Here is a 6,638-nt window from a genome sequence, read left to right as displayed (position 1 = left end):
GAGGAAAGCGGCAATGCCGTGGACCGCGCCGTGAACGCCATGCGCACCATCGCAGAGAAGATTTCCATCGTTCAGGAGATCGCGCGCCAGACCGACCTGCTCGCGCTGAACGCAGCCGTCGAAGCGGCACGCGCCGGCGAGCATGGCAAGGGCTTTGCGGTCGTGGCTTCTGAAGTGCGCAAGCTTGCCGAGCGCAGCCAGGCGGCAGCGGCCGAAATCTCGGGCCTCTCGGGGGAAACCGTCACTGTCGCCACCCAGGCCGGCGAAATGCTGACCCGCCTCGTTCCCGATATCCGCAAGACCGCGGAACTGGTTGCCGAGATCTCGGCCGCCTGCCGCGAACAGGATATCGGCTCCTCGCAGATCAACGAGGCGATCCAGCAGCTCGACAAGGTGACCCAGCAGAACGCTGGCGCATCTGAGGAGATGTCGGCGACGTCCGAAGAGCTCGCGGCCCAGGCCGAAGAGCTTCAGGCATCCATCGCCTTCTTCAAGGTCGATACTGCCGCCGGCTCAACTGACAACAGCCAGGTCCAACAGCTCAAGAAAACCGCTGCCCGGATGGCTACGCCATCACCCGCCAAGAAGACAGCTCAGCCTAACAAGACCGCCCCAAAGAAGTCTTCTGGTTTCAGCATCGACATGGCGATGGGCGGACCTGACGGGGAAGATGCGAATTTCAAGGAGAGCGCATGATGGCCAATCCGGAGTCTGAAGCTCAATATGTAACGTTCAGCCTTGCAGACGAATGCTTTGCCGTTCCGGTTGAAGTCGTCCGGGAGATCCTCGATCACGAGGATCCCTTCCGGATCCCCAATGGCCCCGATTACCTGCTTGGCCTGAGGGACGTGCGCGGACAGGGAGTGCCGGTCATTGACCTTCGCCTGCGTCTTGGCATGACCGCAACCCAGAAAACGCCGCACACGCGTATTCTGGTGATCGATGTCCCGCTGGAAGGCCGGGCGTTAACGCTCGGCCTGCTGGCCGACCGCGTGTTCGAGGTGACCGCATTCCGGTGCGACGCCATCGAGGGCGCTCCGGATATAGGCGTCCGGTGGCCATCTGATTACATCGCAGGCGTCGTCCGGCGCACCTCCGGCTTCGTGGTCATTGTCAATCTCGCCACTCTGTTCACGACCGGAGATGTCCGTTCGCTCGGCTCCCTGTCACAAGTGCGGGTGGAACCAGCATGAGCGCCGCCGCATTGCAGGAACGGCCAGCCACCCGCAGCCATCGCTCCGCATCCGCGGGCGCGTCGGGCTCTGATGCTCTCAGTACTCGCAACTTCGATCTGCTGTCCCGCTACATTTATGACTACAGCGGAATCAAGATGCCGGTGACCAAGAAGACGATGCTGGAGGGGCGACTGCGGCGTCGATTGCGGGTAACCGACATGACCAGCCTCGATCAGTATTGCGACTATCTGTTCAAGCATGACGGTATCGAGACAGAAGCCATTCACCTCATCGACGCGGTGACGACCAACAAGACCGACTTCTTCCGCGAGCCGAAGCATTTTGACCATCTGAGTACGGATGCGCTTCCAGATCTGGTCTCGAAGGGGCATCGTCACCTTAGGTTCTGGAGCTCCGCCTGCTCTATTGGCGCAGAGCCCTATACGCTGGCGATGGTCTTGGAGGATTTCATTCAAGCCAAGTCCGGGCTGGACTACTCGATCCTTGCAACAGATCTATCGACCGATGTGCTGCAGACGGCTCGTCGCGGCGTGTTTCCCACCGCCATGCTGGACCCGGTCGATGGCGACCGGCGGCGACGCTATGTGATGGAGCCAGTCGATCGCCATCGCGGCGAGGTTCGCATCCACCCCGCGCTCCGCAGCAAGGTAGGATTTTCTCGTCTCAACCTCATGGATTCGGCCTATTCGATCGGTGAACCCATGCATGTGATCTTCTGCCGGAACGTACTCATCTATTTCGACAAGCCGACCCAACATAAGGTGCTGTCCCGTCTCTGCGCCAGGCTCGCCAAGGACGGCTACCTCTATGTTGGACACTCAGAGACCATTACCGGCTTCGATCTGCCCGTGAAGCAGGTGGCCAATACCGTTTTCCAGAAGATCTGAGCACGCAGATGGCGAAGAAGATACGCGTATTGATCGTGGATGACTCGGCAAGCGTCCGGCAGGCATTGACGCAGGTTCTGGAAGCGGACGGCGATATCGAGGTGATGGGCGTGGCGTCTGACCCCTTCGTCGCAGCACGCCGCATCCAGGAGGAAGTGCCCGATGTCGTGACCCTAGACGTGGAAATGCCGAAAATGGACGGCATCACGTTCCTGCGCAAGCTGATGTCCCAGCATCCCATCCCGGTGGTCATGTGTTCCTCGCTGACGGAGGAAGGCTCGCAAACATTGATGCAGGCGCTGGAGGCCGGCGCCGTCGACATCATTCTCAAGCCCAAGATTGGTGCAGCCGACCACCTGTCTGAATCCGGAGCGATGATCCGCGAAACGGTCAAGGGCGCTGCGGCGGCGCGGGTGAAGGGGGTAAGCCGACGACCACCGCTTGCAGGGGCAACCCAGGCCAAGCTTACCGCCGACGCGGTCTTGCCTCCGCCTACCGGCCGGGCCATGGCCAAGACCACGGAAATGGTGGTGTGCGTCGGCGCTTCCACCGGCGGCACAGAGGCCCTACGCGAACTCCTGGTAGCACTTCCGGCCAACGCGCCCGGGATCGTCATTGTCCAGCACATGCCCGAGAGATTTACCTCGGCCTTCGCATCACGGCTCAACACCTTGTGTCAGGTCGAGGTCAAGGAGGCCGCACACGGCGATCCTGTCTTGCGCGGCCATGTGCTGATTGCGCCTGGTGGCCACCACATGATGCTCGAACGCCAGGGTGCCCGCTACATCGTGGCAGTCAAGGACGGGCCGCTGGTCTCGCGCCATCGTCCTTCGGTCGATGTCCTGTTTCGGTCCGCCGCGCGATCGGCCGGCGCCAACGCCGCGGGCGTGATCATGACGGGAATGGGCGACGACGGGGCTCGCGGCATGGACGAGATGCACAAGGCCGGAGCCTTCACGCTTGCACAGGATGAGGCGACATCGGTGGTCTTTGGCATGCCAAAGGAAGCGATTGCCAGAGGCGGCGTGGACCGGGTTGTACCACTCGAACAGATCGCACGCGAAATTCTGGCGGCCAATCGCCGGCATCTCGGCTGAGCCCGCGCGGGTTTTCTCCGTCCAGACCAACTTTTAAAACATCAACGAGGCTCAGCATGAACACCAGCAGATTGCACAAGGCAGACGAGATTTCTGCGCCAATCAACGTAATCGGTGAAAAACTTGAAGACGCTCTCGCGCAGATCGAGCAACGCTTTCTGGACGGAGGAACCGTTCTGGTTTCCGTGCTTGACGTGTTCACTGGGCTTTTGAAATCTCTGGAAGACATTACCAATGCGCTTCGGGAAGATGAGGCAGAGCAAGCGACCAGGGAGTTGATGCGTACCGGCGAACTGATTGCCGCTCTCCCCGCTCAACAACTCGCCAGACGCGAGCGGTTTGAGAGCATCATGAGATACGGCAAATCGCTGGCTTCAGAGGTGCTGGTGATGGAAGACACACTGCGCTATCTGCGCGCCTTCGCCATGACAGCCAAGATAACCGGCGCCGGCATTGCCGATTTCGCGGGCTTTGCCGAGGAGATCGTCGAGCGCATCCAGTTTGCCACTCGCGAGGTACAGGCCTTTGCCGAGTGCATTCATTCCCTGCAGCACATGGTCCATAGCGCACACGCCGGGGGGGAGGTGCTTGCAGCCCACGAACACGCGATACCTGCCATCGCCCAGGATCTGGTGCGAAATGCAAATGCGATCCAGACACAACGCAAGACGCTTGCGGACATCGCTGATCAGGTAAAGGACCTTGCCCTCAAGGTGCAGGGGCGCCTGGCGAGCACACTCTCGTCGCTGCAGATCGGTGACGTCACACGGCAACGGATCGAACATTGCCAGGCCGCCTTCGTGATCTCCAACGACTACCTTTCGCGCGATGAGGCAGCAAACCTGTCGCCCGAGGACCGGGACCGCATTCGGATGCTGATCACAAGGCTGGTGCGCGACCAACTCGCCGCAATCGCAGCGGAGTTTCAGGTCCAATGCGGGACGATCGTGAAGAACATCGGGGCATTTTCGAACGATGCCACTCTTCTCATACAGTTGCAGCAATCCATGTTGCCTGCGCGGGCGGACACATCCGAACGGTCTTCCATGGGCCTTGTGCAAAACAGTCTGGAACTTGCCCGCGATGCCGTAGCGGGTATCGAACAATCCGCAGGCGAAGCGGCTCGGCTGAGTGGTAGCGCCGGCGATATGGTCAAGGGACTGGTGGAGAGTGTGAGAACCATACAGCTCGTTCGCACCGATATTCAGTACATGGCGCTCAACACCTATTTGCGCTGTACCCAGTTGGGCGAAGAAAGCCGCGCCATCAATGTCGTCACCAACGAACTGCGCTCGTTTTCAGCCAAGCTTGACGAGGTAACGGACCGTGCGCTTGACGATCTGAACCAGCTTAATCAACAGGCGATCGCACTGAGCCATGGCCAAACAGGCAATGACACAGATGGCGGCCCCGACCTTGTTGGCCGGATAGAGATCGCGCTTTCCCATGTTACCCAGGCAGACCAGACACTCGAAGCGCAAGTCGACAATCTGTGCAGCCGCGGCCAGGATGTGACCATCAAGGTGGCGGCGGCCACAGCTGGCCTCGACTTCCATCAGGACGTGTCCGCCATTCTCGGTGATTGCCGGTCGCTCGCCGCCGGGGCGCTGACCTATGAGCCGCATTGCGATGGACTGGAAGACGTGCTGGATGGGTTGTCGGCGGATATCTTTCGCACCTATACGATGAAGTCCGAGCGCGATGTTCACGCCGCGATTTTCGGCTGGCCGACCGCGAGCGAGGCCAAGACCGAGCCGACCTTGGCGCCAGAGGTTTCGGATGATGATCTGTTCGATGATGCGCTGTTCTGAACCAGGCCAAGGCCAGTCACGGAAAGACTGAAGTCTCGATCAGGCAACGAGCCGATGCGGCTCGCTTCTTTGTGGAGGCCTGGCGCAGGTCTGTTGCAGCCGAAGCAGGATTTCCTGGCCGAGAAGCTGCGCGTTCTCCTGCGCGCGCTCAAGGTTGCTGACCTTCCTTGGATCCATGGTGTAGAGCGTCTCGCCGCAACTGAAGACGTCGCGAAAGGCCGCACGCTCGATGATCGGCGTGGAAATCAAATGAACCCGCTTTTCCTGCAGCAAGGCTTTGACGCCCTGGAGCGCCCGCGTTGTGATGATCGGGTTGACGCGCGTGAGAACCACAGAATGGGGAATTCGGATCCCTGCCTTCTCGTCGAGATAGTGCAGTAGATCGATAACATTGGCGGCACCTTGCGCATCCATAGCTGAACCCTGCGCAGGGATCAGCACATAGCTGGAATAGCCCAGTGCCTGGGCGAGAAGCGGACTTCTGGCTCCGGGCAGGTCGAGAAGAACAAAATCCGCCGAATGGCGATGCGCGCGGATGTGACGCTCCAGATTGGCCGAAGACACATAAGGGACGACTTCGAGATTGTCAGGACAGTTGGCGCCGAGTTGCTCGTGCCAGCGCGAGATCCAGTGCTGTGGATCAACATCCAGCACCACGACACGCAATCCCAGGCGCGCGAGTTCCGTGGCCACCAGCAGAACCGCGGTGGTCTTGCCGGCGCCGCCTTTGGTGTTGGCGAAAGTCACGATTGCCATATCCGTTTCCGTTCGAGCTTGGGAGCACTTTTCAATCAATATGCGCCTGACAAATATTGACCAATCATGGTTAACCAATGGTGAATTTCGGGGGGCCATCAATTGTATTCCTCAAGTACCATGGCGGCGTAAATGTGTCCGGATTGCAGGCTTGCAAGCCGGCTGGACGGCACTGCAACGTTGACTGAGAAACGATGAAAATGTGGGATCTGGCGGCATGAGCAGATCTGCAGGTGATCCTCTCTATCGTCGCCATCGTTTTCCAGCGGAAGTGATTGCCCATGCATTATGGCTCTATTTCCGGTTTCCGCTCAGCCTGCGCATGGTCGAGGTTGTTTTGGCAGCTTGAGGGATCATCGTCTCTCACCAGATCGTGAGACTGTGGGCGGAGAAATTCGGCAGGCAGTTCGCCAATGATATTCGGAGGCGATCAGCCGGCAGGCTCGGTGACAAATGATACCTCGACGAGGTCGTCATCACCATTGGCGGGAAGAAACACTGGTTGTGGCGCGCCGTCGATCAGCATGGCTTCGTCCTCGACGTTCTGGTCCAAAACCGCCGGGATGAAGCCCTGGAGCGAGATCGCCATCTTCAGGTAGCCTGATCGCAGACCTCGTGCCCTACCTTGACCCGAGGCCGATAAGTGTACAGCGCCCAACAAGCTGACAAAGCCTGAAGCACTTGTCCAACAGTTGGCCCCCGCGGCCATACATGCCTCCCATATACTTACATTCTCATAGCCTTACCGTTGTCTTTCATGCCTTTGAAGCTCGACTACTGTCCAATCGAGCGCCCTCGCCGGCGAGTGTGCCCGGCAGCAGGAAAAACTGAGGGCGTCTCGAAAAATCGGGGCTAATCACCCGTCCATCCGTATTCAGGTTCAGGTGACAT

At 59.5% G+C, this 6,638-nt stretch carries 6 protein-coding genes and 1 pseudogene; 6 read left to right on the top strand and 1 reads right to left on the bottom strand.

Annotated elements, in window-relative coordinates:
- The 5 genes from O4H62_RS22685 to O4H62_RS22665 all read left to right on the top strand — a co-directional run.
- A partial coding sequence (locus tag O4H62_RS22685) for a methyl-accepting chemotaxis protein (RefSeq protein ID WP_269391145.1) occupies positions 1-696 on the top strand: 696 nt, incomplete at its 5' end.
- The gene (locus O4H62_RS22680) at positions 696-1,193 is read left to right on the top strand and encodes a chemotaxis protein CheW (RefSeq protein ID WP_269391151.1); all 498 of its coding nucleotides are present in this window, start codon (positions 696-698) and stop codon (positions 1,191-1,193) included. The genes O4H62_RS22685 and O4H62_RS22680, both read left to right, overlap by 1 nt.
- Entirely contained in the window at positions 1,190-2,083 is an 894-nt protein-coding gene (locus tag O4H62_RS22675; RefSeq protein ID WP_269391143.1) for a CheR family methyltransferase, read from the top strand. Before O4H62_RS22680 ends, O4H62_RS22675 begins: the two co-directional genes overlap by 4 nt.
- An 8-nt stretch (positions 2,084-2,091) precedes the next feature.
- On the top strand, positions 2,092-3,180 hold the full coding sequence (locus O4H62_RS22670; RefSeq protein ID WP_269391141.1) for a protein-glutamate methylesterase/protein-glutamine glutaminase: 1,089 nt from the start codon (positions 2,092-2,094) through the stop codon (positions 3,178-3,180).
- 56 nt (positions 3,181-3,236) lie between these two features.
- Positions 3,237-4,991 (top strand): hypothetical protein, encoded by a 1,755-nt coding sequence (locus O4H62_RS22665; RefSeq protein ID WP_269391139.1) that lies wholly within the window; start codon positions 3,237-3,239, stop codon positions 4,989-4,991.
- 39 nt (positions 4,992-5,030) lie between these two features.
- Here O4H62_RS22665 and O4H62_RS22660 read toward each other — a convergent pair whose 3' ends face one another.
- Positions 5,031-5,747 (bottom strand): ParA family protein, encoded by a 717-nt coding sequence (locus O4H62_RS22660; RefSeq protein ID WP_269391150.1) that lies wholly within the window; start codon positions 5,745-5,747, stop codon positions 5,031-5,033.
- Between the two features lie 217 nt (positions 5,748-5,964).
- Between O4H62_RS22660 and O4H62_RS22655 the strand changes: the two are divergent.
- Positions 5,965-6,312, top strand: a pseudogene (locus O4H62_RS22655) (IS6 family transposase); the annotation flags it as partial.
- Positions 6,313-6,638: the final 326 nt, after the last annotated feature.

Source organism: Parahoeflea alexandrii (assembly GCF_027214025.1).
Lineage (GTDB): Bacteria > Pseudomonadota > Alphaproteobacteria > Rhizobiales > Rhizobiaceae > Hoeflea > Hoeflea alexandrii_A.
This window is presented reverse-complemented; position numbering and strand designations above follow the sequence as displayed.